Annotated in this window: 25 protein-coding genes and 2 tRNA genes; 17 read left to right on the top strand and 10 right to left on the bottom strand. The window is 67.3% G+C overall.

Annotated elements, in window-relative coordinates:
- Positions 1-173: 173 nt before the first annotated feature.
- Complete coding sequence (locus ACWPMZ_RS05360) at positions 174-2,486, bottom strand: calcium-binding protein (RefSeq protein ID WP_455702977.1); 2,313 nt, start codon at positions 2,484-2,486, stop codon at positions 174-176.
- 123 nt (positions 2,487-2,609) lie between these two features.
- Between ACWPMZ_RS05360 and aroQ the strand changes: the two genes are divergently transcribed.
- The 4 genes from aroQ to ACWPMZ_RS05340 all read left to right on the top strand — a co-directional run bounded on the left by aroQ (position 2,610) and on the right by ACWPMZ_RS05340 (position 5,666).
- Positions 2,610-3,044 carry a type II 3-dehydroquinate dehydratase gene (aroQ, locus tag ACWPMZ_RS05355; RefSeq protein ID WP_455702976.1) on the top strand — a complete coding sequence of 145 codons (435 nt, stop codon included), beginning with the start codon at positions 2,610-2,612 and terminating at the stop codon, positions 3,042-3,044.
- Positions 3,045-3,150: 106 nt separating this feature from the next.
- Complete coding sequence (gene accB / locus ACWPMZ_RS05350) at positions 3,151-3,651, top strand: acetyl-CoA carboxylase biotin carboxyl carrier protein (RefSeq protein WP_455702975.1); 501 nt, start codon at positions 3,151-3,153, stop codon at positions 3,649-3,651.
- Positions 3,652-3,655: 4 nt separating this feature from the next.
- Positions 3,656-5,005 carry an acetyl-CoA carboxylase biotin carboxylase subunit gene (accC, locus tag ACWPMZ_RS05345; protein ID WP_455702974.1) on the top strand — a complete coding sequence of 450 codons (1,350 nt, stop codon included), beginning with the start codon at positions 3,656-3,658 and terminating at the stop codon, positions 5,003-5,005.
- 28 nt (positions 5,006-5,033) lie between these two features.
- Positions 5,034-5,666, top strand: coding sequence for a phytanoyl-CoA dioxygenase family protein (locus ACWPMZ_RS05340; protein ID WP_455702973.1), 633 nt, complete (start codon positions 5,034-5,036; stop codon positions 5,664-5,666).
- A 6-nt stretch (positions 5,667-5,672) separates the two neighbouring features.
- On the opposite strand, the gene ACWPMZ_RS05335 is transcribed toward ACWPMZ_RS05340, so the two are convergent.
- The gene (locus ACWPMZ_RS05335) at positions 5,673-6,137 is read right to left on the bottom strand and encodes an Lrp/AsnC family transcriptional regulator (protein WP_455702972.1); all 465 of its coding nucleotides are present in this window, start codon (positions 6,135-6,137) and stop codon (positions 5,673-5,675) included.
- A gap of 217 nt (positions 6,138-6,354) precedes the next feature.
- Here ACWPMZ_RS05335 and ACWPMZ_RS05330 point away from each other — a divergent pair, with 217 nt between their 5' ends.
- From ACWPMZ_RS05330 to ACWPMZ_RS05315, 4 genes are all read left to right on the top strand, one after another.
- Entirely contained in the window at positions 6,355-8,037 is a 1,683-nt protein-coding gene (locus tag ACWPMZ_RS05330) for a sensor histidine kinase (RefSeq protein WP_455702971.1), read from the top strand.
- A gap of 19 nt (positions 8,038-8,056) precedes the next feature.
- Entirely contained in the window at positions 8,057-9,052 is a 996-nt protein-coding gene (locus ACWPMZ_RS05325; RefSeq protein ID WP_455704168.1) for a polysaccharide deacetylase family protein, read from the top strand.
- 49 nt (positions 9,053-9,101) lie between these two features.
- Positions 9,102-9,178 (top strand) — tRNA-Ile (locus ACWPMZ_RS05320).
- A 21-nt stretch (positions 9,179-9,199) separates the two neighbouring features.
- A tRNA-Pro gene (locus tag ACWPMZ_RS05315) sits at positions 9,200-9,276 on the top strand.
- A gap of 19 nt (positions 9,277-9,295) precedes the next feature.
- Here the strand turns inward: ACWPMZ_RS05315 and ACWPMZ_RS05310 are convergent.
- Positions 9,296-9,670 (bottom strand): DUF6152 family protein, encoded by a 375-nt coding sequence (locus ACWPMZ_RS05310; RefSeq protein WP_455702970.1) that lies wholly within the window; start codon positions 9,668-9,670, stop codon positions 9,296-9,298.
- 17 nt (positions 9,671-9,687) lie between these two features.
- Positions 9,688-10,518, bottom strand: coding sequence for a hypothetical protein (locus ACWPMZ_RS05305; protein ID WP_455702969.1), 831 nt, complete (start codon positions 10,516-10,518; stop codon positions 9,688-9,690).
- Between the two features lie 164 nt (positions 10,519-10,682).
- Between ACWPMZ_RS05305 and ettA the strand changes: the two genes are divergently transcribed.
- Complete coding sequence (ettA, locus tag ACWPMZ_RS05300) at positions 10,683-12,356, top strand: energy-dependent translational throttle protein EttA (RefSeq protein WP_455702968.1); 1,674 nt, start codon at positions 10,683-10,685, stop codon at positions 12,354-12,356.
- 34 nt (positions 12,357-12,390) lie between these two features.
- Here the strand turns inward: ettA and ACWPMZ_RS05295 are convergent, their stop codons facing one another.
- Positions 12,391-12,606, bottom strand: coding sequence for a hypothetical protein (locus tag ACWPMZ_RS05295; protein ID WP_455702967.1), 216 nt, complete (start codon positions 12,604-12,606; stop codon positions 12,391-12,393).
- A 172-nt stretch (positions 12,607-12,778) separates the two neighbouring features.
- Positions 12,779-12,910: an entericidin A/B family lipoprotein gene (locus ACWPMZ_RS05290; RefSeq protein WP_455702966.1), complete on the bottom strand. Its 132-nt coding sequence runs from the start codon at positions 12,908-12,910 to the stop codon at positions 12,779-12,781.
- 238 nt (positions 12,911-13,148) lie between these two features.
- On the opposite strand from ACWPMZ_RS05290, the gene ACWPMZ_RS05285 reads away from it, so the two are divergent.
- From ACWPMZ_RS05285 to ACWPMZ_RS05275, 3 genes are all read left to right on the top strand, one after another.
- A complete protein-coding gene (locus ACWPMZ_RS05285; RefSeq protein ID WP_455702965.1) occupies positions 13,149-14,189 on the top strand; it encodes an RcnB family protein in 1,041 nt (346 codons plus the stop codon).
- A 138-nt stretch (positions 14,190-14,327) separates the two neighbouring features.
- Positions 14,328-15,017: a prolyl hydroxylase family protein gene (locus ACWPMZ_RS05280; RefSeq protein ID WP_455702964.1), complete on the top strand. Its 690-nt coding sequence runs from the start codon at positions 14,328-14,330 to the stop codon at positions 15,015-15,017.
- A 4-nt stretch (positions 15,018-15,021) separates the two neighbouring features.
- Entirely contained in the window at positions 15,022-15,720 is a 699-nt protein-coding gene (locus tag ACWPMZ_RS05275; RefSeq protein ID WP_455702963.1) for a prolyl hydroxylase family protein, read from the top strand.
- Here ACWPMZ_RS05275 and ACWPMZ_RS05270 read toward each other — a convergent pair.
- On the bottom strand, positions 15,708-17,339 hold the full coding sequence (locus ACWPMZ_RS05270) for a lysine--tRNA ligase (protein ID WP_455702962.1): 1,632 nt from the start codon (positions 17,337-17,339) through the stop codon (positions 15,708-15,710). The genes ACWPMZ_RS05275 and ACWPMZ_RS05270 overlap by 13 nt on opposite strands.
- A gap of 110 nt (positions 17,340-17,449) precedes the next feature.
- Here ACWPMZ_RS05270 and ACWPMZ_RS05265 point away from each other — a divergent pair, with 110 nt between their 5' ends.
- Positions 17,450-17,701 (top strand): hypothetical protein, encoded by a 252-nt coding sequence (locus tag ACWPMZ_RS05265; protein ID WP_455702961.1) that lies wholly within the window; start codon positions 17,450-17,452, stop codon positions 17,699-17,701.
- Positions 17,702-17,714: 13 nt separating this feature from the next.
- Entirely contained in the window at positions 17,715-19,202 is a 1,488-nt protein-coding gene (locus tag ACWPMZ_RS05260) for a tannase/feruloyl esterase family alpha/beta hydrolase (RefSeq protein ID WP_455702960.1), read from the top strand.
- Positions 19,203-19,272: 70 nt separating this feature from the next.
- On the opposite strand, the gene ACWPMZ_RS05255 is transcribed toward ACWPMZ_RS05260, so the two are convergent.
- Positions 19,273-20,316 (bottom strand): hypothetical protein, encoded by a 1,044-nt coding sequence (locus tag ACWPMZ_RS05255; RefSeq protein ID WP_455702959.1) that lies wholly within the window; start codon positions 20,314-20,316, stop codon positions 19,273-19,275.
- A gap of 210 nt (positions 20,317-20,526) precedes the next feature.
- Between ACWPMZ_RS05255 and ACWPMZ_RS05250 the strand changes: the two genes are divergently transcribed.
- The 3 genes from ACWPMZ_RS05250 (at position 20,527) to ACWPMZ_RS05240 (ending at position 24,139) form a co-directional block, all read left to right on the top strand.
- Positions 20,527-23,265 (top strand): ATP-dependent DNA helicase, encoded by a 2,739-nt coding sequence (locus tag ACWPMZ_RS05250; RefSeq protein ID WP_455702958.1) that lies wholly within the window; start codon positions 20,527-20,529, stop codon positions 23,263-23,265.
- Positions 23,262-23,795, top strand: coding sequence for a SixA phosphatase family protein (locus ACWPMZ_RS05245; RefSeq protein ID WP_455702957.1), 534 nt, complete (start codon positions 23,262-23,264; stop codon positions 23,793-23,795). Before ACWPMZ_RS05250 ends, ACWPMZ_RS05245 begins: the two co-directional genes overlap by 4 nt.
- Positions 23,796-23,872: 77 nt before the next feature.
- The gene (locus ACWPMZ_RS05240) at positions 23,873-24,139 is read left to right on the top strand and encodes a hypothetical protein (protein WP_455702956.1); all 267 of its coding nucleotides are present in this window, start codon (positions 23,873-23,875) and stop codon (positions 24,137-24,139) included.
- Positions 24,140-24,158: 19 nt separating this feature from the next.
- On the opposite strand, the gene ACWPMZ_RS05235 is transcribed toward ACWPMZ_RS05240, so the two are convergent.
- Together ACWPMZ_RS05235 and ACWPMZ_RS05230 are read right to left on the bottom strand one after the other, a co-directional pair.
- Positions 24,159-24,536 carry a MerR family transcriptional regulator gene (locus ACWPMZ_RS05235; RefSeq protein WP_455702955.1) on the bottom strand — a complete coding sequence of 126 codons (378 nt, stop codon included), beginning with the start codon at positions 24,534-24,536 and terminating at the stop codon, positions 24,159-24,161.
- Positions 24,536-24,832 (bottom strand): integration host factor subunit alpha, encoded by a 297-nt coding sequence (locus ACWPMZ_RS05230; RefSeq protein WP_455702954.1) that lies wholly within the window; start codon positions 24,830-24,832, stop codon positions 24,536-24,538. Before ACWPMZ_RS05230 ends, ACWPMZ_RS05235 begins: the two co-directional genes overlap by 1 nt.
- Positions 24,833-24,911 lie beyond the last annotated feature (79 nt).

Genomic DNA, 24,911 nt, shown 5'->3' with positions numbered 1-24,911 from the left:
CCGGGTCGAGGTCAGCTTGCGCCTTTCAGGAACGTTTGCCGCCTCCAAACCCGGACGTTTCAGAAGGTCCGCATTCGAACCTGAAAGCGCGATAACTGCCTGTCAGCTTTTTGGTGACCTCCGCGCCATCCGCGAACGGCCGGTTATGGGTGACTAGCGGACGTTGCGACCGGTCAGACGATCACGAAATCGCTGGCCGCCACCGGATCGTGATTGAGGAACATCGCCATGAGGACCGGGGCGCCTGACCCATTCCCGTCGGCATCGAAATACAGTTTCCCACTGGCCTGGTCGTAGACGAAGCGGTCGTTGGAATCGCCTGCGGCCGAGCCGACGAGAAACCGATCGGACGGCAAGGCGCCGGGCGTCAGAACCCCGCCAAACGCCGCCGAACTGATCGCCAGCTTGTCCTCACCGGTCTTGAAGTCGACGATCGTGTCCACGTTGGGGCTGCCCCACACGCTCGTCGCGCCCGGTGCGTAGGAAAAGGCGAAGGTGTCCGCCCCGCCGGCGCCGACCAGCGTATCGGCGCCCATCGCGCCGTCGAGGAAGTTGGCGCCATCGTCGCCGATCAGCGTATCGTCAAACAGCCCACCGATGACGTTCTCGAAGCCCGAGAAGGTGTCGCCCTGCGCCGCGTTATTGTAGCCCTTGCCCGACTTGAGATCGACAAAGACAGTGCCGGAATTGTCCTCGAAGCTGAGCGTGTCGCTGCCCGCCCCTCCGATCAGGATGTCGGGCCCGATACCGCCGATCACGGTGTCGTTACCCGGGCCGCCGTCGAGCCGGTTGATCCCCGGATCGCCGATCAGGAAGTCGGCGAAAGAGCTGCCGAGCACGTTCTCGATTGAATCGTACGTGTCACCGAAAGCGAAGTTGGTATAGCCCTTGCCCAGCGTCAGGTTGACGAAGACGCCGCCGAAATTGCCTTCGTAGCTCGCCGTATCGCTGCCCGCGCCGCCGATCAGCGCATCGGCGCCCGCACCGCCCGCCAGCAGGTCGTCGCCCGAACCGCCCTCGAGGCGATTTTCCTGCGCATCGCCGATCAGCACATCCGCGAAGGCGGAGCCGATGACGTTTTCGACGTTGAACACGTAATCGGTCGCATCCTCGTGCGCGGCGACGTTGTTGAGCAGGTCGACCTGCACGGGATAGCCCCAGCCCGAAAAATCGACCGTGTCGATGCCCGGACCACCGTCGATGAAATTGATCCCGGTGCCGCCGAACAGGCGATCGTTGCCCGCGCCGCCGAACAGCTGATCGTTGCCGGCGAGGCCGTAGATCGTATTGTCGAGCGAGTTGCCGTAAAGGTCCTCGCTGGCCGGGGATCCGGTGATCGTTTGTGCCGGCACGCTCGTCAGCAGGCGCGAATAGACGGTCCTGTCGATCGAATAGGATACCGCAAGCCCGCCCTGCCCCTGCAGGTCGAGCTCGAAAGATGAGACCAGTCCTTCGACCACGCGAAACGCATCGCCGAGCGGCGTCGTGTCGGCATTGAATGAGCGCGCGGCGATCCCGGCCCCGTTGTCGATCCAGCCGACCACGAATCCGCCATCGACAGCCGGCGCGACATAGGGGCGCATCTGCTCGAACTGCTGCGGGGCGACCGTGAACTCGGTGCCCACCCTGTTGCCGGACGGATCGAACAACTGCGCCTTGATCAGCAGGTTGCTCTCCCAGACCACGATGGCGTTGCCGTTGGCCAGCGTCGCTGCAGAGACCGCGAACTGGTCGCCGGCATTCTGCGTGTTGATCAGGAACTCGCCGCCGACGCGGGCGCCGGTCCGGTCGAAGACCTGTCCGTGCAGCTCGCCATCGTTTTCGCCGGTGGGTCCCGTGTTGGTGTGCCAGGCGACGAGGAAATTGCCGCTCCCGAGATCGATGACGACCGGCTGTTCCTGCGATCCCGCGGTGTTAGCGTGGACGAGGATGTCCTGTGCAACCGGCTGGCCCGTCGGGCTGAAGATCGAGGCGTAGATATCCGCCGAGCCGGAACGCGTGCTGACCCAGGCTATGGCCAGCGAGCCATCGCCGAGCTCGGCAACCGTCGGCGTATGGTCCGACATGCCGGGGGCGAAGCCGCTATCGGGAACGGCGTTCACCAGGACAGGTTCGGACCGTGCGTTGCCCTGCGCATCGAAGCGCTGGAGATAGATGTCGCCCGCGCCCGACTGGCCGGTCGAGGACGAATATGAGGCTTGCGCCCAGGTGATCGCGAAGCCCCCGTCGCTCGTGGCCAGGACATCCGCCTCGCTCTGGAGCCCGGGTAAGGTGAGCGTGAATTGCCTTACGATCCCGCCGTCCAGGGACTGCACCACCACGTTGACCGTGCTCGCGCGCGAAATGAATGAGTAGGTCGTGGTGAAGGTCGTGACGAGGTTGCCGTTCGCCAACACATCGTCGTTCGCATCGCCAATACCCTCGCGAAGCGTCGAAACCGAACCGAGTTTGAAGCCCCGTTCGGGCTGATAGTTTGCTGCAGGCATGGCGATTTCGACCCTGGGAGATTAAACTGGAGAAGCAACCCATCGCGGTGCGGAGGGTTCCGGCAGCCGTCGGCGGCGCATCAGCTGTCTTGCCAACTTGTATCCCCCCGCTAGAGCGGGCCCATGTCCACCACTGTCTACGTCCTCAACGGCCCCAACCTCAACATGCTCGGCATCCGCCAGCCGGAGATCTACGGCACCACCACGCTCGACGATATCGCCGGGATGCTGGAGGATCGGGCGCGCGATCTGGGGCTGGAGATCGACATGCGCCAGTCCAACCACGAAGGGCACCTGGTCGACTGGCTGCACGAAGCGCACGCGGAAGGGGCGAAGGCGGTGCTGCTCAACGCCGGGGCCTATACCCACACCTCGATCGCGCTGCTCGACGCGATCAAGTCGATCAAGGTGCCGGTGATCGAGGTGCACCTGTCGGACCCGGAAACGCGCGAGCCGTTCCGCCATATCTCCTACGTGGCGATGGGCGCGGTCGATGCGGTCAAGGGCCTGGGCGCGCAGGGCTACGTCGTGGCGCTGGAAAAGGCCGCGGCGCTCTGAGCGCCGGGTGCGTACGCCCTGCCCTTTGGGATCCCTCCGCCAGCGCCCCCTTGCCCTTCGCGCCGCGCCCGCGCATAGGCGCCGCTTGAACTGACAAGAGGCGCAAATGGCCGAATCCAAGGGCGCATCCGGGCGCAAGCCGGGCATGTCCGTAGATACCACGCTTGTCCGCCAGCTGGCGGATGTCCTGGCCGAGACCGGCCTGACCGAGATCGAAGTGGAGGACGGCGGCAGCCGCATCCGCGTGTCGCGCGCGGCGGTTGCCGCGCCTGCCGCCGTGCAGCAAGTCGCCGCCCCCGTCGCCGCAGCGCCGGCCCCGGCGTCCGCAGCCCCCGCCGCTGCCGCGCCGGACGCCGCCCCCGCGGCCGATACCGCCAATGCGATCAAGAGCCCGATGGTCGGCACCGTCTATCTCTCGCCCGAGCCGGGCGCGGCCGAGTTCGTCAAGGTGGGCGACGCGGTGAAGCCGGGCGACACGCTGCTGATCGTCGAGGCGATGAAGGTCATGAACCCGATCACCGCCACCGCCGCCGGGACCGTGAAGGCGGTGCTGGTCGATAGCGGCCAGCCGGTCGAATACGACCAGCCGCTGATCGTCGTCGCCTAGCCCCATGGCGATCAAGCGCATCCTGATTGCCAACCGCGGCGAGATCGCGCTGCGCATCCACCGCGCCGCGCACGAGATGGGCATCGAGACCGTGGCGGTCCACTCGACCGCCGATGCCGATGCGATGCACGTGCGGCTGGCCGACCATGCAATCTGCATCGGGCCGCCGCCGGCCAAGGACAGCTACCTCAACGTCGCGGCGATCATCTCCGCGGCCGAGATCGCCCATGCCGACGCGATCCACCCGGGCTACGGCTTCCTGTCCGAAAACGCCCAGTTCGCCGAGATCGTCGAGGCGCACGGGATTACCTGGATCGGCCCCAAGCCCGAGCACATCCGCACGATGGGCGACAAGGTGGAGGCCAAGCGCACCGCCGGCGCGCTGGGCCTGCCGCTCGTCCCCGGCAGCGACGGCGCGGTCAGCGACCCTGTCGAAGGCGCCCGGATCGCCGAGGAAATCGGCTACCCGGTGATCATCAAGGCCGCCAGCGGCGGCGGCGGGCGCGGGATGAAGGTGTGCGAAAGCGCCGACCAGCTCGAAACGCTGATGAAGCAGGCCGGCAACGAGGCCAAGGCCGCGTTCGGCGACGACACCGTCTATATCGAGAAATACCTCGGCAACCCGCGGCACATCGAGTTCCAGGTGTTCGGCGACGGTGAGGGCAACGCGATCCACCTGGGCGAGCGCGACTGTTCGCTGCAGCGGCGCCACCAGAAGGTGCTGGAAGAGGCCCCCTCGCCCGTCATCACCCCCGACGAGCGGATGCGCATGGGCGGGATCGTGTCGAAGGCGATGGCCGACATGGGCTATCGCGGCGCGGGGACGATCGAGTTCCTGTGGGAGAACGGCGAGTTCTACTTCATCGAGATGAACACCCGCCTGCAGGTGGAGCATCCGGTGACCGAGGCGATCACCGGGCTCGACCTGGTGCGCGAGCAGATCCGCATCGCCGACGGCAAGCCGCTGTCGGTCACGCAGGACGAGATCGAGTTCAAGGGCCACGCGATCGAATGCCGGATCAACGCCGAGGATCCGTGGACCTTCGCCCCCAGCCCCGGCCAGATCACCGCCTATCACGCGGCGGGCGGCATGCATGTGCGGGTCGATAGCGGGCTCTACCAGGGCTACCGCATCCCGCCGTACTACGATTCGATGATCGCCAAGCTGATCGTCTACGGCCGCACGCGCGAAGGCTGCATCATGCGCCTCAAGCGCGCGCTGGAGGAAATGGTCATCGACGGGGTGAAGACCTCGATCCCGCTCCACTGCGCGCTGCTCGAACAGCCCGACGTGCTGAGCGGCGACTATTCGATCAAGTGGCTGGAGGACTGGTTGCGGGAGAAGGCAGGCTGACGACCAGCCTTTTCGGTGACGAAGGGGCGTGCATCGAACCCGGCGCCGCCACCGTCTTTTTCCGAGCATCGCCCCGCTGTTCGAAAGCGACCGCAGCGCCGGTTCGCGCCTGACGGACCTGGGCTCTTTCACTCCCGAGCTAAATGCCGCCGGAGCGATAGGCGCGCTTGCCGCCCGGTTCCTCGGTTCGAAGGCGCGACCTGTGCGGGCGATCGCCTTCACCAAGTCCGATGCGAACAATTGGGCCCTCGGATGGCATCAGGACCGCACTATCTGCGTGAAGGAACGGCACGAGGTACCAGGCTATGGGCCGTGGACCAGCAAGCAGGGCCTGGTCCACGTCGCACCGCCATTCGACGTTCTGGCAAACATGCTGACGATCCGGGTCCACGTCGATCCGGTCGACGAGACCAATGCGCCTTTGCTGGTGGCCCTTGGCTCTCATCGGTTCGGCCTCATCCCGGAAGACGCGATCGGCGCGGCGCTCGGGCGCTGTACGCTCGAGTCCTGCCTGGCAAAGGCTGGCGATGTCTGGATTTACGCGACGCCGATCCTCCACGCTTCCAACCGCGCGGAGAGCGGACGCCGCCGCCGGGTCCTGCAGGTGGATTATTCGGCGCAGGAGCTACCTGAACCGCTGGAATGGCGGGGAATCGGCTGAGCCGTCCTACCCCAGCGGCACGCCCGGTTCGTGCTTGGCGGTGCGGATCGTCAGCGAGGTCTTGACGCTCGCCACGTTGGGCGCGGGGGTCAGCTTGCTGGTGAGGAATTCCTGAAAGCTCTGCAAGTCGCGGCTGACGATCTTGAGGATGAAGTCGATCTCGCCGTTGAGCATGTGGCACTCGCGCACTTCGGGCAGGCCCTTGATGTGGTCCTCGAAGGCGCGCAGGTCTTCTTCCGCCTGGCTCTTCAGGCTGACCATCGCGAAGACGGTGATGGCGAAGCCCAGCTTCGAGGCGTCGAGATCGGCGTGGTAGCCGCGGATGACCCCGTCTTCCTCCAGCGCGCGCACGCGGCGCAGGCACGGCGGGGCGGTAAGGCCCACGCGCTGCGCCAGTTCGACGTTGGTTACTCTCCCCTCGCTCTGCAATTCGGACAAAAGCTTGCGGTCAATCGAATCGAGAGATGCCATTCCCTGCTCCGAAGCGTGCCCTGCCACGCCATAAATTGGTCCCGATCCCGCAACTAAGCGCCAATTCGAAAGGTTCCCGGGAAACTTTATTATCTATGGCCGCAACCGTCCCGCTTTGCAACGGTGCATAGCTTCGCGTTTCGCGCGTTTTCCAAATCGCTAATTGCCACATTGCCGCGTGGTGCATTCCGCATTCTTGCGCGCGCGTGGAGTTTCGATGCTGCTCGACGATCGCCTTGCCACTGTCCTGCGCTCGGGCGCCGCGGGCGAGGCAGCGGCGCGCACGCAGTATCGCCAGTTGCTCGATCTGCTCGGTTCGACCCCGGCCGAGACGGACGGCCCGCTGGTGCAGGCGGCTTACGGGCGCCTCGCCGAGATCGAGGAACGGCTTCCGCCGGGCGAACGGTCGCGCATCCTGCGCGAGCCCTGGCTGCGGCTGCGCAATCCGCGCCTGCTGGCGCACCTGGCGCAAGGCGACCCGCAGGCCGCGGCAGCGGCCATGGCGACCGCGCGGCTGGGCGAGGACGAGTGGGAGCGCCTGATCCCTCGCCTGCCGATCATCGCGCGCGGGTTCCTGCGCCACCGGCGCGACCTGCCCGAAGGGGCGCGAATGCTGTTGGCCCGGCTGGGCGTGCGCGATCTCGTGCTGCCGCAGCCCGGCCCCGGCAGTTTGCTCGAACTCGACGATACGATGGTCGAGGCCGCCCCCGCGGCGCCCGAAGCCGCGCCCGAACCCGCACCCGAACCGGATGCGCGCGAGGATATCTCGGCGCTGGTCCGCCGGATCGAGGCGTTCCGCCAGTCGCGCGCCGGTGCACCGGCCGCGCTGGCCCCTACTCTCCCGCTGGAAGGCGGCGCGCCCGACCCGGGCCAGGGCGCCGCCGCGGCCTGCGATTTCGCGACCGATGCGGCCGGACGGATCACCTGGGCCGAGGGCGCATTTGCTCCGCTCCTCGTCGGGCTCGTGCTCACCCGGCCGGGAACCGTCGATGCCGCCACCGGCCGGGCCATGGCGCGGCGCCAGCCCGTGCGCGGCGGCAGCGTGGACCTGCCCGGCACCCGCGCTGTCGCCGGCGAGTGGCGGCTCGATGCCGCGCCCCGCTTCGCGAAAGGCACCGGCGCCTTCCGCGGATACCAGGGCCGCCTGCGCCGTCCGGCCACGGCGACCACGCAGCCCGACCCCGGCGGCGCGGGCGACCGGATGCGCCAGGTGCTGCACGAACTGCGCACGCCGGTGAACGCGGTGCAGGGATTTGCCGAGATCATCCAGCAGCAGCTCTTCGCCCCGGTGCCCAATGCCTATCGCGCGCTCGCCGCGGCGATCGGGGTCGATGCGGCGAAGCTTCTGGCCGGGTTCGACGAGATCGACCGCATGGTGCGGCTCGAAGGAGGCGCGGAAGACCTTTCGCCCGACGGGTCCAACCTGCGACTGATGCTCGACCGCACGCTCCGGCGGCTGGAGGGCGTGATGCGCCCGCGCAGCGCCCGGATGCGGCTGCTGACCTCCGGCGACAGCTTCGCCGTCCGGCTGGGCGAGGAGGATGCCGCGCTGCTCGTTTGGCGACTGCTCGCCACGCTGGCCGGCTCGCTGGCGCCCGGCGAACTGGTCGAGCTGTCCCTGCGCGGCGGCGGGCAAGTGGTCGAGCTTGTGTTCGAGCTGCCGCTCAGCCTCGCCCAGGCGGGCGACGTCTTCGCCACGGCCGCGCCCAGCCAGTCCGCCGCCGTCACCGCCGGCATGTTCGGCAGCGGCTTCACCCTGCGGCTTGCCCGCGCGGAGGCCCTGGCCGCCGGGGGGTCACTCGACGTTAACGGCGAGACGCTAGTGCTCCGCCTGCCTGCCTTGACCGGAGTCGGCGGCGGGCATAGCGATGGCGACATGGCCGGGGGATCCGCCGGCTGAGAGTGGAGACGTGTCGGCAATGCAAGCCATCTGCCCAGTCCCGCCGCCTTCTGCCCGTGCGCGCTTCTCCGCCGATTTCGGCCGGCGCTTCATCGTCACCGTCGATACCGAGGAGGAATTCGACTGGTCGGGCCCGTTCACGCGCGATCGCCACGGTCTGAACCACGTCCCCCGCCTGGCGAAGTTCCAGTCGTTCTGCGAAAGCCTGGGCGTGGCGCCGGTCTATCTGGTGGACTGGCCGATCGCCAACTCGACCCTCGCCGCCGATATCCTGCGCCCCGCGATCGCCGCCGGCAAGGCGGAGATCGGCGTCCAGCTCCACCCGTGGGTCAACCCACCGTTCGACGAGGAAGTGACGGCCCGCAACTCCTTCGCCGGCAACCTGCCGCGCGATCTGGAGGCCGCCAAGCTGGGCCAGCTGCGCGACCGGATCGAAGAGGCCTTCGGCGTGGCGCCGCTGATCTACCGCGCCGGCCGCTATGGCACCGGGCCGCACACCGCCGAGCTGCTGCGCGACAACGGCATCGCAATCGACACCTCTGTGCGTTCGAACTTCGACTATTCGGCGGGCGAAGGGCCCGATTACCGCGGCTTTCCGCTCGATCCGTTCTGGATCGACCGTGAGCGCACCGTGCTCGAGCTGCCGGTCACCACCGTCTGGTGGGGCCTGCTGCGCAAGCAGGGTTCGGCGCTGTTTCCGGCGGCCCAGAAGGTCCCGATGCTGCCGGGCCTGCTCTCGCGCCTCGGCCTGCTCGAACGCATCGCGCTCACGCCCGAAGGGGTAAGCAGCGACGAAGCCGTCCGCGCGATCGACATCGCGATCGACGACGGGCTGCCTCTGCTGGTGTTCTCTTTCCACAGCCCCTCGCTCCAGCCCGGCTTTACGCCCTACGTGCGCGACGATGCCGGGCTCGACGGGCTGTACGACTGGTGGCGCCGGGTGTTCGACTATTGCCGTATGCGCGGGGTCGAGCCGACCACCGTTGCCGGCATCATGCGCGCGGTCGAACGCTAGACAGGCGGCAGGCGCGCGCCTAAGCGAAGCGCCGCGCAAGCGGTGGTACGGGCCTGTAGCTCAGTTGGTTAGAGCTGGCCGCTCATAACGGCTAGGTCGCGGGTTCGAGTCCTGCCGGGCCCACCAGCCTTGCGCGTCGACCAGGGTCGGGGAGTGGCGCAGTCCGGTAGCGCGCTTGCTTTGGGAGCAAGATGTCGCAGGTTCGAATCCTGTCTCCCCGACCAGTCGGCCCGGTTGGCCCGCCTAGGGAGGCGGCGCGAAGCCGACCTTTTCGCCGCCGGCGGTGGTGAAGGCCACGATGTAGCCCCCGTCGGACCCGTCGCGCAGCGGTGCGAAGGTGACCGCGATCGTGTCACCCGCCTTGACCGATCCGCGCGTGTAGCCCGAACGGTAGAAGTTCGAGGCGCTGTGGCCTTCGAAATCCCACTCGCGCGTGCCCTTCCCGTCGGTGATGGTCACGATCATGTGCGTGTGCGGGTTGATCACCCGCAGCAGCTTGACCGTGCCCGTCTTGGTCACCGGGGTGCGGAAGTTGAAGTGCGCGGCGGAATGATGCGCGGCGGCGGCCCCGGCGATCAGCGCGGTGCAGGCGGCGGCAAAAAGGATGCTGCGATTCATCGGTCGGTTCCCCTGGATCAGTCGTAAACGTCGATGACGTCGGCCATCATGGCGGTGATCGGCTGGCCCGCGTCGAGCTGCTGGCGGCGGGCGTCCAGCAGGCGCAGCCACGGCTCCTCGGTGCAGTTGTAGGCCATGATGTGCCCGTCCTTGAGCGGCATCCACTTCTTCGTGAAGGTGACCGGCGCGGTGTAGTATACCGGATCGGTCATGGTCAGCTCGTACTCCATGATCTTGCCGACCTGGGGATCGGGCACCACGCGAATCCGTTCCACCATGGTGGCCTCCTCGCTGTGCGGATAGGTGCGCTGGTCCTGCCCGTCCGACAGGTCGGTGGTGGTCACGACCAGCGTGTCGCCGTCCCAGCGCCCTTCGGAATAGCCCTGCCGCACCGGCAGGCGCTTTGCCGGCGGGACGCCGAAGCCGGGCATGTAGACCCGGCGGGTCTCGCTCTCGACCTCGTAGATGATCGTCAGCTGTTCGGGCCGATGGATGAACTCGATCGGATAGCCGCCGGCCGACTGCATCATCGTCGGCATCCCGTAGACCACGCAGTGCGCCGCGGGGCTGTCGCCGGAGAAGTTGCCGGTGCCGTCCCCGCCCTCGCCCACGAGCTTGCGGTATTCTTCCACCCGGCGCTTGCCCTCCTCGGTGAAGGGCGGCGGCGGCACGGCGGAGATCAGCCCGCCCGCACCGGTCGGCGCGGCGGCATCGGGTGCGCGATAGGTCGTCCATACGCCGGAGAAGTCGCGTGCCGGCGTCAGCGGCTCTGCTCCCTGCGCCAGCGTGGTGCTCGCCACGGTGCCCATCAACAAACCAGCAAGCAGCTTTCCGGCAAATCCGCCCATCGCGCTCTCCCTCTCCTCTTGCCGCCAGACTGCCACGGCGCGCGCGTTTGCGAAAGTCAAACCTCGTCGCAGATCGTATCTGTTTCGAGGTGCTTGCCCCCCTAGCCCGCACCGCCTATCTGCGCGCCAACCCCGAACACACGAGAATACCCGAAGGACCCCCGATGGCCGCCCAGTACGCATATGTCATGAAGAACATGACGAAGACCTTCCCCGGCGCGCAGAAGCCCGTGCTGAAGGACATCAACCTGCAGTTCTACCAGGGCTCCAAGATCGGCATCGTCGGCCCCAACGGCGCGGGCAAGTCGACCCTGATCAAGATCATGGCGGGGATCGACACCGACTTCACCGGCGAGGCCTGGCCCGGCGAGAACATCACCGTCGGCTATCTCGAGCAGGAGCCTGAGCTCGACCCCAGCAAGACCGTGCTGGAGAACGTCAAGGACGGCGCGCGCGAGACCGCCGACATGGTCGAGCGGTTCAACCAGATCGGCATGGAAATGGGCGAGGAAGACGCCGATTTCGACGCGCTCAGCACCGAGATGGCCGAACTGCAGGACAAGATCGACGCGGTCGACGGCTGGACGCTCGACAACCAGCTCGAGGTCGCCATGGAGGCGCTGCGCTGCCCGCCGGGCGACATGGGCGTGGAGAGCCTGTCGGGCGGCGAGAAGCGCCGCGTGGCGCTGACCCGGCTGCTGATCCAGAAGCCCAGCATCCTGCTGCTGGACGAACCGACCAACCACCTCGACGCCGAAAGCGTGCAGTGGCTGGAAAACCACCTGAAGGAATATGCCGGCGCGGTGCTGATGATCACCCACGACCGCTACTTCCTGGATAACGTGGTGGGCTGGATCCTCGAACTCGATCGCGGCTCCTACTACCCCTACGAGGGCAACTACTCGACCTACCTCGAGAAGAAGGCCAAGCGGCTCGAACAGGAAAGCCGCGAGGAATCGGGCAAGCAGAAGGCCCTCCAGCGCGAGCTCGAATGGATTCGCCAGACCCCCGCCGCGCGGCAGACCAAGTCGAAGGCCCGTATCCGCAAGTTCGAGGAACTGCAGAACGCGCAGGACAATCGCGCGGTCGGCAAGGCGCAGATCGTCATCCAGGTGCCCGAGCGGCTGGGCGGCAAGGTGATCGAGGCGAAGAACCTCACCAAGGCCTATGGCGACAAGCTGTTGTTCGAGGACCTGTCGTTCATGCTGCCGCCGGGCGGCATCGTGGGCGTGATCGGGCCCAACGGCGCGGGCAAGTCGACGCTGTTCAAGATCATCACCGGCAAGGAAACGCCCGACAGCGGCAGCATCGAGATCGGCCAGACCGTCCATCTTGGCTTCGTCGACCAGAGCCGCGACGATCTGAACCCCAAGAACAACGTGTGGCAGGAAATCTCCGACGGTCTCGACTACATGACGGTCAACAAGCAGGAAATGAGCACCCGCGCCTATGTCGGGGCGTTCAACTTCAAGGGCCAGGACCAGCAGAAGAACGTCGGCAAGCTGTCGGGCGGCGAACGCAACCGCGTCCACATGGCCAAGATGCTGAAGGCAGGCGGCAACGTCCTGCTGCTTGACGAACCGACCAACGACCTCGACGTCGAGACCCTGGCCGCGCTGGAAGACGCGATCGAGAACTTCGCCGGCTGCGCCGTGGTGATCAGCCACGACCGCTTCTTCCTCGACCGCCTGGCGACGCACATCCTGGCGTTCGAAGGCGACAGCCACGTCGAATGGTTCGAAGGCAACTTCGCGGCCTACGAGGAAGACAAGCGCCGCCGCATGGGCGACGCTGCGGATCGCCCGACCCGGCTGGCCTACAAGAAGCTCACGCGCTGAAGCCGGCAAACGGCCGTGCCGGCATCGGCCACGGCTAGGTGACGCGCGGCTGCGCGATCAGCAGGGATTCCGGCGGCGCGGAGCCGAACAGCCGGTCGGTCAGCGAATCGATATCCTCCGGGCACACGATGTGTTCGCCCGAGGAGAAGAAGATGTTGGTGCCGTAGATGTCGTGAGACATGTGCGTGATCTGATCGACGTTTACGATCATCGTCTGGTTGTCGCTGTGGCGAATTGTGACGAATGCCATCGGCCGGCCCCCCTCGCGTGCCAGGGTGCGACTTGGCAACCGTTTACCATGTGTGCCGCCCCCTTGCCACCGCCTTTCCGATCCGGGCGGAATCGCAAGGCGGGCCGGAAGCATCGCTCCCGACCCGCCGTCTTGTGCCGCCGGTGCATAACCGGCGTATGAGCTGCTGCGCTTAGCAGTTGCCCCGCTGGCCATCGGCACAGTCGCCGACGGATTCGACATCGTTGCCGAGGCCCTTGACGGTGTTGCAGGCGGAGAGGAGCAGGCCGCTGGAGACGGCGAGCGCGACGAGGATCTTCTTCATGGTGCGACTTCCCTTTGCTTGGCCCTGCGCAAACACCGCGTCTGCCGGGGAGTGGATGCAGGTAGGACATCCGACCCGGTCATTCGGTTCCCGGCATCCTCGACCGTTCATTTCGAAGAGCCGAAACATGAACGGAAGGCGGTCAGGCCGGTTCACAATCGCGACAGCCCGACTCGACTAGTCCAGCGTCATTACAGCTCCGCACCCACTCTGCGGTTTTCGTCGGGAGTTTCTGCAGATGTCCGTTACAAAGTTTTTCACCGGTGGTGCGCTGGCGGCTCTCGCGGCTGCCCTTGCTGTGACCGCAACCCCTGCCTCGGCCGAGGACCAGAACGGCGTCGCCGCCGAGGCGCGCGCAGCCCGCCAAGCCCAGAGCGGCCGCGCGAACTGGGGCAACGGCGACAACGGCCGGGCCCAGCGCCAGGCGCCGCAGGAAGTCCGCATCGCTCCGCAGCCGCAGCGCCAGTGGGCGCAGCCACAGCCACAGCGCCAGCCGCAGCCGCAGGTCGCCCAGCAGAACGCCGGGCGCGACGCCAATCGCGGCGATCGTTCGGGACGCGACTGGAACCAGTCGCAGCGCCGGTCCGACACCGGGCAGCAGCGCAGCGGCCGGGATTGGAACCGCGGCGGCGGCGACTGGAACGGTGCGGGACAGGCTCAGGCTCAAGCGCAAACCCAGGCCCAGGCCCAGATCCGCGCGCAGCGCCAGCAGCAGCAGGCTCAGGCCCAGGCCCAGGCTCAAGCGCAGGCCCGGCAGCAGCGTGGCTGGAACGGCACCCGCGACGGCAGCACTGCGTCGCGCGACTGGCAGCGCAACGGCACCTATGCCAACCGCGACCGCAACGGCACCTACCGCGAAGGTTGGCGTGACGGACGGCAATACGATAACCGCCAGGACCGGCGGCAGGACTATCGCCAGAACCAGCAGGCCTATCGCGACGGCTGGCGCGACAGCAACCGCAACGACCGGCAGTGGGACCGTCGCTGGCGCGACAACAACCGCTACAACTGGCAGTCGTACCGCAACAGCAACCGCACGGTCTTCCGCCTGGGCTCGTATTACGCGCCGTACCGGAACTACAACTATCGCCGGCTGAGCATCGGGGTCTTTCTCGACAGCCTGTTCTACGGCCAGCGGTACTGGATCAACGATCCGTGGCAGTACCGCCTGCCGGAAGTCTACGGCCCCTATCGCTGGGTCCGTTATTACGACGATGCGCTGCTGGTGGACCAGTACAGCGGCCAGGTGGTCGACGTGATTCACGACTTCTTCTGGTGATTTCCTAGCACGAGTTTCCGTCGGAAGAGTGGACCGACGGGGGCGGAGCCCCTCTCGTCTCAGGGCGAGGGGGGCTTTTGCGCGCGGTTCGTCGACCCAGACTTGCATCCCGGGCCGCGCTTTGCATAGGTCGGCGCCATGACCGGCACGATCACGACCGCGCAAGCCGCCAGAACCGTCCCCGACCAGGCCGCGCTGCGCAAACTCGGGCGACAGGTGCGCCAGCGGCTCGAAGCCAACCCTGGCGTCTACACCGTCACCCAGGAAAACGCCGAGCTCTACGCGGTGGGCGACTTCATGAGCGCCGAGGAATGCACCCGCATGATCGGCCTGATCGACAAGGTCGCGAGGCCCAGCGCGGTGTTCGACCTCAACTACGGGACCGAATACCGCACCAGCTATTCGGGCGACGTCGACCCGCAGGATCCCTTCGTGCGCAAGATCAGCCGGCGGATCGACGACCTGCTCGATATCGACGGCCGCTGGGGTGAGACGATCCAGGGCCAGCGCTATCTCCCCGGCCAGCAATTTCAGCCGCACAACGACTGGTTCTGGACCGAGGCGCAGTACTGGGAGCGCGAGAAGAACAACGGCGGGCAACGCAGCTGGACGGCGATGGTCTACCTCAACGACGTGGAGGGCGGCGGTTCGACCGACTTCACCAAGCTCGGTCTGTCGATCGCCCCCAAGGCCGGGGTCCTGCTGATCTGGAACAACGCCGATATCGAGGGCGTGCCGAACGAATTCACCATGCACACCGGGACCAAGGTCACCGCCGGGGTAAAATACGTCATCACCCGCTGGTATCGCACGCGGCGCTGGGGCTGACGGCTTGGCCGTCGCGGTACCGCATCTCGCGCCCGAACCCGACCATCCCGACAGGGCGCGCCTGCGCACGATCGGCGAGCGGGTGCGGCGGCGCCTTGCGGCGAACAAGGCGGTGCAGTTGCTGCCTTGCGACGAAGCGGAAGCCTGGGCGATGGCGAACTTCCTCGACTTGGAGGAATGCGCGGCGCTGATTGCGATGATCGATGCGGTCGCGGTGCCCAGCCGGACCTATAGCGCCAGCGAGGACCCGGACTTCCGCACCTCGAGCTCGGCCCCGCTGCACCCGCGCGAGGCCCTGGTGCGCAAGGTCCAGCGCCGGATCGACCGGTTGCTCGGCCTCGATTGCAGTCATGGCGAAGCGCTGCAGGGCCAGCGCTACACCGCCGGGCAGCAGTTCAAGCCGCACACCGACTGGTTTCCGCAAGGCACGCCCGGCTGGCGCATCGAGCAGGACAACGGCGGCCAGCGCTCGATCACCGCGATGGTCTATCTCAATTCGGTCGATCACGGCGGCGAGACCGACTTTCCCCGCCTGGACATGGCCGTGGCGCCGCGCCGCGGGACCCTGCTGGCGTGGAACAACGCCGACCGCGAGGGCGTCCCCAACCCCTTCACCATCCACGCCGGCAACCCGCTCGGCGCGGGCAGCAAGTACGTGGTGACGCGCTGGTATCGCTGTGGGCCGACCCGTCAGCTCGCCTGACGCGCCAGCGCGTCGGCGATCAGGCGGCGGGTGTTGGCCACACCATAGAGCGCGATGAAGCTGCCCATGCGCGGCCCCTGGGGTGAACCCAGCAGCGTCTCGTACTGCGCCTTGAACCAGTCGCGTAGGGAGGCGAAGCCAAATTCCTCGCGCTTGCCGATCTCGTAGACCTCGGTCTGCAGATCCTCCGCCGAAGCGTCTGCCGGGGCAGCGGCGAGATAGGCGTCGAGCGCCCGCAGCGCCGCAGCCTCGTTCGCCGCGGGCGCGCGCTTCCTCAGCGTCGGGGCGACGAAGTCGCGGTTGTAGGCCAGTGCCCGGCCGACCAGCGCGTCGAGATCGGGGTGGTTCGCCGGATCGGCATCGTGGATGTAGTTGCCCAGGTACGACCAGACCTGTTCCGCCGTGGCATCGGCGCCCAGCACGCCGACCAAGTTGAGCAGCAATGCATAGGTCACCGGCAGCGTGTCGCCGTCCCCGCCCGCGTAACCGTTGGCGCGCAGCAGATGCCACACCGGGTTGCCCAGTTGCTGTTCGATCGGCTGCTCCGGTATCTTGGCGCGAAACTGCCAGTACTCATCGACCGTCCTGGGCACGATCCCGGCGTGCAGGCTCTTGGCGCTCTTGGGCTCGCGGTAGAGATAGAGCCCGAGGCTCTCCTCGCTGCCGTAGCGCAGCCATTCCTCGATCGTCAGGCCGTTGCCCTTCGACTTGGAGATCTTCTCGCCGTTCTCGTCGAGGAACAGCTCGTAGATCATGTTCTCGGGCATGCGCCCGCCCAGCGCGCGCACGATACGGCCCGACTGGGTCACGCTGTCGGTCAGGTCCTTGCCGCACATCTCGTAATCGACGCCCAGCGCATACCAGCGCATAGCCCAGTCGACCTTCCACTGCAGCTTGGCCCGCCCGCCGAAGACGGTCTGCTCGACCATCTTCCCATCGTCCTCGAAGCGCACGATGCCGGCATCGGCATCGATCACTTCGACCGGGACCTGCAGCACCACGCCGCTCTTTTCGCTGATCGGCAGGACCGGCGAATAGGTCGCCGCCCGCTCGGCCCGAAGAGTGGGCAGCATGATGTCCATGATGCGGTCGTAGGTTCGCAGGACTTGCGCCAGCGCACTGTCGAACGCGCCCGAATTATATCGCTCGCTCGCCGCGACGAACTCGTAGTCGAAGCCGTAGCGGTCGAGGAAGTCGCGAAGCATCGCGTTGTTGTGCGCGGCGAAGCTGTCGAACCCGGCACCGAACGGGTCGGGAATGCGGCTCAGCGGCTTGCCGAGGTTGGCCTGCATCAGCGCCTGGTTGGGGACGTTGTCGGGCACCTTGCGCAGCCCGTCCATGTCGTCGGAAAAGGCGATCAAACGGGTCGGCGCGCCGCCGGAGACGATCTCGAACGCGCGGCGCACCAGCGTCGTGCGCAGCACCTCCTGGAAGGTGCCGATATGCGGCAGGCCACTGGGGCCGTAGCCGGTCTCGAAAACGATCGCTTCGGGCGAACCGTCCCTGGCGGTCTTGCCGTCGGGAAAGCGCTTGACCAGCTTCATCGCCTCCTGGAACGGCCAGGCCTTGGACACGCGGGCAGCTTCGAGCAGCCCCTCGGGGATTTGAGCGTCGGTCATTGCCTGCGCGCCTTCGCCCAAGGCCGCCCATGTTGCAAGCGCGAAGGAAGGCCCGGACAGCACGCTTCGGGCCGGCGAGGTGGGATCGGGCCAAGCAAAGCGGTTGCGTCTTGCCGCCGCTCTGGCAGATGAAGCGCACGAACGATTTCCTGGGGGAGAGGAAACGCATGGCCATTGCTCGCCCGGCTCGCCGCGACGCGCCGCCGTTTCCCGGCCGGCGCGCGCGCTGCTCGCCCAATGGTGCTCGGCCGGTTTTCCCGGCCGTCCTGTTACGCGAAACGGCGGCGGGACACCAAATCGAGCGCTTCATTCGCAGATGGCGTCAGGTCGAAGTCCACAGTCGTACAAAATTCATCACCTGAGCAGGAGATTTCAATGCGTTATATCGCACTCTTCACATTCGCTCTGCTCGCCAGTGGCTGCGCCACGCAAAGCTCGGCGCCCACGTCGCTCGCAGCCGCCGAAAAGTGCGCCGCTTTTGATGCGTCCTCTCTGGGCCTGGTCGGCGCAAGGTCGAGCTGGGTTGCGCAGAAGGACGCGATTCCGGCGTTTTGCGAGGTCACCGGCACCCTCCAGCCGGTCGCCGGATCGAACATCGGGGTGGTCTACCGCCTCCCTGCCCAGTGGAACGGCAAGGTCTACGGCGTGGGCGGCGGCGGCTGGATCGGCAACGTCGCCGTGCAGACCGTGGCCGAGGCGCTGGGCAAAGGTTACGCCACGATGTCGACCGACGGCGGCCATCCGATCGGCAACGTGTGGGACAACTCCTGGGCACAAGACCCTGTGAAGACCGCCGATTTCAGCCACCGCGCGATCCACGAAATGACCGTCGCGGGCAAAAGGGTCGCGCCTGCCTATTACGGCAACAAGGTCGACCGCGCCTACTACGTCGGCTGCTCGACCGGGGGCCGGATGGGCCTGATGGAAGCGCAGCGCTATCCCGCCGACTACGACGTCATCGTGGCCGGCGCGCCGGTCTACACGCTGCAGGTGCAGACGAGTTCGGTCCTGCGCACCAACGTCTTCACCAAAGGCGGGGGGTTCTCCGCCGGCGACCTCAAACTTGCCGAAAGCGCCGCCCTCGCCGCCTGCGACGCCGATGACGGGTTGAAGGACGGCCTCATCAACGATCCGCGTCAGTGCAAGTGGGATCCGGCCACGATCCAGTGCGCCGGCGGCAAGACCGACCAGTGCCTCAGCGCCGCGCAGGTCGGCGCACTGCGCACTCTTTACGACGGCATCCGCTCGCCCGACGGCCAGTGGGCGCTGCTGCCGATGAGCCGGGGCGGCGAAACCACCTGGCCGTTCTTCGCCGCGACCGACGGCAAGGGCAACGATCCGACACAGGGCGGCGGGCTGATCGGCCTGGGCCCGGTTATCTTCCCGGGACGCAGCGTCGACTGGGCGGACTTCTCGCCGCAGACCGACGTTCCGGCGGTCCGCGCCCATCCCTTCGCCGCGCTCTACGAAGCCAAGGATCCCAACCTCACACCGTTCTTCAATCGCGGCGGCAAACTGCTGATGTGGCACGGAGAAAGCGATGCCGGGCCAAGCCCGGTAGGCACCAACGACTATGCCCACGCCGTGCTCGCTCGCAGTCCCAGGGCGGCCAGCCAGATGCGCCATTTCCTCGCGCCCGGGGTCGGTCATTGCCGCGGCGGAAACGGCGCGGACGTGCTGCCGCTGCTGTCGACGATCGAGGCCTGGGATTCCACGGGCAAGGCGCCGGACGTCATCCTTGCGACGAGGGACGATCGCACCCTGTCCCGCCCCCATTGCGCCTTTCCCAAGGTCGCGCACTACAAGGGCAGCGGCGATGCGAATGTCGCCGCCAACTGGTCCTGCGTCGCTCGCAAGAGTTGACCGGCGGACACACGAAAAGGGCGGCCCGCATGGGGCCGCCCTTCCATGTCCGGCGTAGCGGGAGGGTGGACTACGCCGTCTGGTAACGCGGACTGCGAGCGAGAGCCGGCCAGTTGCGCGGGTACTCGCTGAGGTCGATCCACGGCCGGGAATTCTCGAACTTGCGGCCGAGCGACTGAAGGATCAGGCGCGCACGGTGAACACGCGCCTTGTACGAGGTGAATGGGTTAGCCCGGTCCGGGCGCGCCGCCACCATCCGCTTGAGCAGCGTATCGCGTTCCTCGAAGCTTTCCGGCATCTGGCTGGGCAGCGGAACCGCAGCGCCGTTGCTGTCCAGAACCGCGGCGGGCGCGCTCTCCTGGCGATAAAGGGCGGCGGAAGCGGGCGCAGCCGCCACCGCACTGCCGGTAATGACCGGGCTGGCGGCGAGCGCGGGCTCAACCGGTTCGCGCACGATCGGACGCTCGATCGCCGGAGCGGCGCGATAGGCCTTCTTCGGCTTGCGACGGAACGCGAGCAGCGCGAAGCCCGCCAGGCCGGCGCCCACGAGGCCCATGAGGGCCAGCGCCAGGATGCCGGTCACATCGGAGGTCTGCTCGGGAGTGGGCGCGACCTCGCTCTCGACTGGCGCGGCGGCGACGGGCTCGAACGCCGTGGCAGGCTCGCTGACCGTCTCGCTGGCGATCACGGGAGCGGCGGTCGCGGCGGCGGGGGCCGCGATATTGGTCGCAGCAGTCGAGCGGACGGGAGCCGGGGTGGCGGCCTGAGTCCGGGTTTCACGCGCCGCCGGGGCAGCGTTCGAAGTGGTGGCCGTACGCGGCGTCGTCGTCGTGGTGGTTGCAGCGCGCGGAGCGGGCGTGGTGGTGGTAGTCTGCGGCTGCGTGACGGTCGTCGCCGGGGCCGGGGCCGAGGTTGTCGAAACGTCCGGCAGGACGATCGTCGGCTGGGCGGCCGGCTGCGAAACCGACGGGCTCGCCGTCGTGGGCACATTCACGATCGGGCCGTCAAGCGGGGCGCTTGAGGCGTCCTGCGCAAAGGCGGGGGTGGCAGAGAGCGCGAGGGCAGCGGCAATCGCGGCAGTGGCGCTGGCGGAGAAGTGGATAGTGTTTCGCATAGTCCCGGTAAAACTGCGATGTGCGACACGGCGTTCCTTTATCCGGCGTTCAGGAATCTCCCATTGCGTTGATTTCGCAGGAGAATACTCTGCGGGAAATCCGGCCATCCGATTTTTCCGTGCGACGAGCGGAGGGACGGAACTGCCGCTCCGGACCAATTCGGAGGTGCTCCGTTTACTTTTCGTTCCGCCACGGCCAGGGTTCTCGGCATGAACTCTCTCGCCCTTCCCGCACTTCACGCCAGCCATGCGGGCACCTGGCTGCGGGACGGCAACGGAGCGACCCGCGGGTGCTCGAAGGGCGAGGCCATCATGGCCGCGGCGGATACGCCGATCCTGCTGCTCAATGCGCCGCTGGTCGCCTCGAGGCTGGGCTATCCCGACCTGTCCGGACTAGACCTGCTGGAGCTCTATGCATTCGTGCGCCCCGCGCGCGTCGTCGTCCCCACGCCCAAGGGCGTTGCTCACGCGCTGGGATTGCAGGAGCCGGCGAGCGACTCCGACGTGCCCTCATTTCTCCAGCGAGCGGCGGCGGCGCTACTGGAGCAGTGCCAGGCCGACGATTGGCCGGAGCGCGAGGGCGCCTGGTCCGCTCTGCAATCGCTGGCGCGCTTGCGATGGCCCTGGGCCAATGTCCTCGCGCCTTACGTCAAGCAGCCGCAACAGGCCGAAAAGTGGCTCTTCAGCCGCCTGCCCGAATGGGAGGAGACGGCCGAACGTCCGCAGCCCGCGCAGGTCGCAATCGACGAGTTCGAGATCGAGGCCCGCCTCGCCCGCCTGACCGGCGAAGGCGCCGAACGGCGCGAGGGGCAGAACAGCTATTCGCGCGAAGCGGGCCGCATCTTCGCCCCGCGCGACCGGCGAAAACTGCCGCACCTGCTGCTGGCCCAGGCGGGCACAGGCATCGGCAAGACGCTGGGCTATCTTGCCCCGGCCTCGCTCTGGGCGGAGAAATCGCAGGGGACCGTCTGGGTCAGCACCTTTACCAAGAACCTGCAGCGGCAACTGCGCCGCGAGAGCGCACGCGCCTGGCCGGCCGAGCGTTCCGACGGCAGCAAGCCGGTGGTCGTGCGCAAGGGGCGGGAAAACTATCTCTGCCTGCTCAACCTGGAAGACGCGCTGCAGGGCGGTTTCGGCGGCCGGGCGGCGGTTCTGGCGCATCTGGTGGCGCGCTGGGCCGCCTACACGCAGGACGGCGACATGGTCGGCGGCGATCTGCCCGGCTGGCTCGGCACGCTGTTCCGCAACCGCGCGATCCGCAGCCTGACCGATCAGCGCGGCGAGTGCGTCTATGCCGGCTGTCCGCATTACCGGAAGTGCTTCATCGAACGCGCCGCGCGGGCCAGCGCGGAGGCCGATCTCGTGATCGCCAACCACGCGCTCGTCATGGTCAACGCCGCGCGCGGCCGCGATCATGCGCAGAGGCCGACCCGCATCGTTTTCGACGAGGGACACCATGTGTTCGACGCGGCCGACAGCACCTTCGCCGCCGCGCTGACCGGGCAGGAGGCGATCGAGCTCAAGCGCTGGATCAAAGGGCCCGAACGCGGCTCGAAGGGCCGCCGGCGGGGACTGGCCGCCCGCCTGGCCGATGTCGCATCCTATGACGAAGAAGGCGGCAAGGCGGTCCACCAGGCGATCGACGCGGCCGAGGCCCTGCCCTCCGACGGATGGTTGCAGCGGATCGCCGAAGGGGCCCCCTCGGGCGAAATCGAGGCGCTGCTCGGCGCCGTGCGCGCCCTGACATATGCGCGCGACGAGAGCGGCGGGCAGGAAATGGGCTACGGCATCGAGACCGAGGCCGCGCAGCTCGACGGCAATTTCGTCGAGCTGGCGCAGCAGGCCGCCGGCGCGCTGGGCGAGATCCGCCGTCCGTTGCTCAAACTGGGTCTGCGGCTGGAAGCCCTGATCGAGGATGCGCCCGACTGGCTCGACGCGCAGGGGCGCGCGCGGATCGAGGGCGCACGCCATTCGCTCGGCTGGCGGGCCGATACGCTGGCGGCATGGGAGGCCCTGCTCGACCGGCTGGGCGGACCGGCCGATCCCGATTTCGTCGACTGGCTGGCGGTCGAACGTTCGGACGCGCGCGAGTTCGACATCGGCATCCATCGCCGCTTCCTCGACCCGATGAAGCCGTTCGCGCAGGTCGTGCTCGCCCCGGCGCACGGCGTGATGCTGACCAGCGCGACGCTGTGTTCCCTGGGCGCCGAAGGTCCCGACTGGGCGGGGGCCGTGGCGCGGTCGGGCGCGCCGCACATCGAGGTCCAGCCGCTGCTGACCGTGGCGGACAGTCCGTTCGATTATGCCGCCAACGCCGAAGTACTCATCGTTACCGACGTGAAGAAAGGCGATCTGGCTGCGCTCGCCGGCGCCTATGCGCGGATCATCGAGGCGTCGAACGGGGGTGTGCTGGGACTGTTCACCGCCATCCGCCGCCTGCGCGCCGTGCACGGCCGCATCGCCGACCGCTTGGCCCGCGAAGGCTTGCCGCTGTACGCCCAGCACGTCGATCCGATCGACACCGGCACGCTTGTCGACATCTTCCGCGACGATCCGCGCTCCAGCCTGCTGGGTACCGACGCCTTGCGCGACGGGGTCGACGTGCCGGGCCAGTCGCTGCGCTGCGTGGTGATGGAACAGGTCCCCTGGCCCAAGCCCAGCATCCTCCACCGCGCCCGCCGCGCAGCCAATGGCGGATCGGCCCACGACGATGCCATCATCCGTTCGCGCCTGGCGCAGGCGTTCGGCCGCTTGATCCGCAACAAGGACGATCGCGGCCACTTCGTCGTGCTCTCGTCCGCCTTCCCGAGCAGGCTTCTTTCCGCCTTCCCGAAGGGAACGCCGGTCGTCCGCTGCACACTGGATGAAGCTTTACAGCGGCTCTCGGGCGGTGTTTCTGTCGCGGTTCCGATTGCCGCGGAAATCGAACAGGATCGCCAAGCCCCGTGAAGCGCCTCACGCTCCTGCGCCATGCGAAGTCCGACTGGGACGACATGACGCTGCGCGACTTCGACCGCGGCCTCAATGACCGCGGGCGCCGCGGGGCGGAAGCGATCGGCGCCCATCTGCGCGCCATTGGCTGGCACTGCGATGCCGCGCTCGCCAGCCCAGCGGCGCGGGTCAAGCGGACCCTGGAAGGCACCGCAATCGACGTGCGGCCTTATTACGACGACCGCCTGTACCTGGCGGACGCAATCACGCTGATGTCGGTCATCCGCGAGTGTGCCGGCGACGCGCAAAGCCTGCTGGTGGCGGCGCACAACCCGGGCCTGCAGGAACTGGTGTTCGAACTGGTCGATCCCGATCAGGACAGTGACCTTCTGACCGAAGCGGGGAAGAAGTTTCCCACCGCCGCGCTCGCCGTCCTCGAACTCGACATAGACCGCTGGGCAGAGCTCGCCGCCGGTTGCGGCCGGCTGGTCCATTTCGCCCGTCCGCGCGATCTCGACCCCGAGCTCGGACCCGAGCGCGTGGCCTAGGACAAAAGCCGCCCGCGCGTTTGCATTTCCGCAAGCATTCGCGGTTAAGGCCGAGTTTCCGAAGGCGAGGCAACGACTTGATCGAGATCGAAGTCCAGAACGAGACACACCAGTCGCAGAGCAAGCTCAAGTTCCTGGTGGTGCCGCGGATCGGCGAAGGCCTGCGCCTGCAGGGGCCCGACGGATCGTGGGGTTCGTTCGACGTGGTTGACGTGTGGTATGAAAAGGCAGCCTTCGGCGACCTCTGGGTGCCTTTTATCCACGTGCGCGAAACGCCGCCGGAAACCGATTACGGTGCCGTCCAGCGGCCCGACTTCCAGCCCTACGCGGCCAATTCAGGCTGAAGGCAGCCCTTTCGGGCTGCTACGCCGCCTCGAGCGCGCGGGCGAGGCGATCGCGGATCGCACGCAGCTGGGTCAGCATGTCCGCACTTGCCGGAATGGCCTGCGGCGGCGGCAGATCGACAGGGTCCGGCGCCCTGTTCATTTCCAGCGCCTGGCGCGCCCCTTTGAGGGTATAGCCTTCGCGGTTCACCAGCCGGTCTATGTCGCCGACTAATGCCACATCCTCGGGCCGATAGAGGCGGCGGCCGCCACTGCGCTTGAGCGGCCGCAGCATCGGGAACTGCTGCTCCCAGTAACGCAGGACGTGCTGCTTGATGCCGAGCGCCGCGGCGACTTCGCCGATCGTGCGCATCGCGCCGTCATCCTTCCCGTCTTCGAAAGCGGGCGGCAACGGCATCAGCCGGCGATCCGGCTCTTCAGTTTCTGGCTGGCGCGGAATGTCAGCACGCGGCGCGGCGTGATCGGCACTTCGACGCCGGTCTTCGGATTGCGGCCGACCCGCTCGCGCTTGTCGCGCAGGATGAAGCTGCCGAAGCCCGAAATCTTGACGTTCTGACCATCGGCCAGAGCTTCGCACATCTTGCCGAGAATCTTCTCGACCATGTCCAGGCTCTCGGCGCGAGAGAAGCCCATCTTGCGGTTGATCGTCTCCGCAAGGTCGGCGCGAGTGAGAGTGCCCACCGATCGCATCATATGCTGCTGAACTCCCAGTACCGACCCCACGGCACCCTAACAAATTACAGGGGTTACGCAAGCTTACCGCCCCATTCGG

The organism is Tsuneonella sp. HG222 (assembly GCF_053819185.1).
The sequence above is the reverse complement of the archived record's forward strand: the minus strand, read 5'-3'. Positions and strand labels throughout refer to the sequence as shown.

Bases quoted from the DNA above. Each gene is read 5' to 3' on its own strand.
- accC (WP_455702974.1), top strand. From the start codon at position 3,656: ATGGCGATCAAGCGCATCCTGATTGCCAACCGCGGCGAGATCGCGCTG.
- ACWPMZ_RS05305 (WP_455702969.1), bottom strand. From the start codon at position 10,518: ATGGGCGGATTTGCCGGAAAGCTGCTTGCTGGTTTGTTGATGGGCACC.
- ACWPMZ_RS05255 (WP_455702959.1), bottom strand. From the start codon at position 20,316: ATGCGAAACACTATCCACTTCTCCGCCAGCGCCACTGCCGCGATTGCC.
- ACWPMZ_RS05360 (WP_455702977.1), bottom strand. From the start codon at position 2,486: ATGCCTGCAGCAAACTATCAGCCCGAACGGGGCTTCAAACTCGGTTCG.
- ACWPMZ_RS05270 (WP_455702962.1), bottom strand. From the start codon at position 17,339: ATGACCGACGCTCAAATCCCCGAGGGGCTGCTCGAAGCTGCCCGCGTG.
- accB (WP_455702975.1), top strand. From the start codon at position 3,151: ATGGCCGAATCCAAGGGCGCATCCGGGCGCAAGCCGGGCATGTCCGTA.
- ACWPMZ_RS05230 (WP_455702954.1), bottom strand. From the start codon at position 24,832: ATGATGCGATCGGTGGGCACTCTCACTCGCGCCGACCTTGCGGAGACG.
- ACWPMZ_RS05260 (WP_455702960.1), top strand. From the start codon at position 17,715: ATGCGTTATATCGCACTCTTCACATTCGCTCTGCTCGCCAGTGGCTGC.
- ACWPMZ_RS05290 (WP_455702966.1), bottom strand. From the start codon at position 12,910: ATGAAGAAGATCCTCGTCGCGCTCGCCGTCTCCAGCGGCCTGCTCCTC.
- ACWPMZ_RS05250 (WP_455702958.1), top strand. From the start codon at position 20,527: ATGAACTCTCTCGCCCTTCCCGCACTTCACGCCAGCCATGCGGGCACC.
- ACWPMZ_RS05285 (WP_455702965.1), top strand. From the start codon at position 13,149: ATGTCCGTTACAAAGTTTTTCACCGGTGGTGCGCTGGCGGCTCTCGCG.
- ACWPMZ_RS05325 (WP_455704168.1), top strand. From the start codon at position 8,057: ATGCAAGCCATCTGCCCAGTCCCGCCGCCTTCTGCCCGTGCGCGCTTC.
- ACWPMZ_RS05280 (WP_455702964.1), top strand. From the start codon at position 14,328: ATGACCGGCACGATCACGACCGCGCAAGCCGCCAGAACCGTCCCCGAC.
- ACWPMZ_RS05310 (WP_455702970.1), bottom strand. From the start codon at position 9,670: ATGAATCGCAGCATCCTTTTTGCCGCCGCCTGCACCGCGCTGATCGCC.
- aroQ (WP_455702976.1), top strand. From the start codon at position 2,610: ATGTCCACCACTGTCTACGTCCTCAACGGCCCCAACCTCAACATGCTC.
- ettA (WP_455702968.1), top strand. From the start codon at position 10,683: ATGGCCGCCCAGTACGCATATGTCATGAAGAACATGACGAAGACCTTC.
- ACWPMZ_RS05295 (WP_455702967.1), bottom strand. From the start codon at position 12,606: ATGGCATTCGTCACAATTCGCCACAGCGACAACCAGACGATGATCGTA.
- ACWPMZ_RS05335 (WP_455702972.1), bottom strand. From the start codon at position 6,137: ATGGCATCTCTCGATTCGATTGACCGCAAGCTTTTGTCCGAATTGCAG.
- ACWPMZ_RS05235 (WP_455702955.1), bottom strand. From the start codon at position 24,536: ATGCCGTTGCCGCCCGCTTTCGAAGACGGGAAGGATGACGGCGCGATG.
- ACWPMZ_RS05330 (WP_455702971.1), top strand. From the start codon at position 6,355: ATGCTGCTCGACGATCGCCTTGCCACTGTCCTGCGCTCGGGCGCCGCG.